General features: G+C 35.9%; 1 rRNA gene. It reads left to right on the top strand.

Annotated elements, in window-relative coordinates:
* Positions 1 to 74: ribosomal RNA gene (rrf, locus tag KHW44_RS09815) — 5S ribosomal RNA — on the top strand; the annotation flags it as partial.
* Between the last annotated feature and the right edge of the window lie 1,125 nt (positions 75 to 1,199).

The raw sequence follows: 1,199 nt of genomic DNA, 5'->3' as shown, positions 1-1,199 counted from the left end.
ACACAGAAGTTAAGCCTCTTAACGCCGATGGTACTACGATGGAAACGTCGTGGGAGAGTAGGTAGTCGCCAAACAATTAAGGTCTAACGTGATTTAATCAGTTAGATCTTTTTTATTTTAACTAAAGAACCTACGAGCCCACTTGTGGGAGAGCTAGACGGGAAATTTAATAATTTCATTCGCTCAGCCTCACGTCGAAAATCTTCTTTTAAGTAATTGAAATGAAGATTTCCTCGTTCGAAGCGTCGCTCATGAAAAACATTAAATTTCTGGATTATAAATGATTTTGCAACCAGTTGCCACGAATCTTTGATTCGTAGAAACTGGCGGCACGTAGGTAGTCGCCAAACAATTAAGATCTAGTGATGACAATGTCCGCTAGGTCTTTTTTTTATGCATTCTTTTAGTTAGAATAAGATAGAAAATGGTGTAAATATTTCGCAAGACCACAGCTGCAGGATAAACATAGGTTATACTAGAAGCAAACATCTTGCACGAATATCTGGACTACGAAAATAAATAAATTCTAAGCTTGCGAACCTAAAATTGTGAACTCGTGCTACGCACTCAAACAGCACAATTTTTTAACGGTTCCCTTCGCTTGAATTTATACTTATTTTCTCCGTATGATATTCTTAGCTTCGATTGTTTGCTTTAAGGTTTCGCTTAATATTGGGAATTGCAGGACAATGGCAAAAAAATGGTTCAGAGGATTCGCTATATGACAGTTGCAAGACACACAATGGTAAGAACTATAGCAAACATCTCGCACGAATATCTAGACTACGAAAATAAATAAATTCTAAGCTTGTGAACCTAAAATTGTGAACTCGTGCTATGCACTCAAACAGCACAATTTTTTGACGGTTCACTTCGCTTGAATTTATGTTTATTTTCTCCGTATGATATTCTTAGCTTCGATCGTTTGCTCAAAGGTTTCGTGATGTTGGGATTTGCTAGACCAAGATAAAAAACTATTCAATAAAATCATTAGACTAAAAGAGATAAAAAACTATTCAATAAAATCATTAGACTAAAAAAACAAGGGTGTAAGAGGGCAAAATGATAGCCACTAGGTTATCTAGTGGCTAGGTGTTTACTATTTTGCTTTGATTACAAGTTGTTGGTTTGGTCTTTGTAATTTTGCGTTTATGTCTTGTGGTAGGTCGATTTTTGCTTCTTTTCCTGCAGATTCTAAG

Source organism: Finegoldia magna, from assembly GCF_018371055.1.
Lineage (GTDB): Bacteria > Bacillota > Clostridia > Tissierellales > Peptoniphilaceae > Finegoldia > Finegoldia magna_I.
The sequence above is the reverse complement of the archived record's forward strand: the minus strand, read 5'-3'. Positions and strand labels throughout refer to the sequence as shown.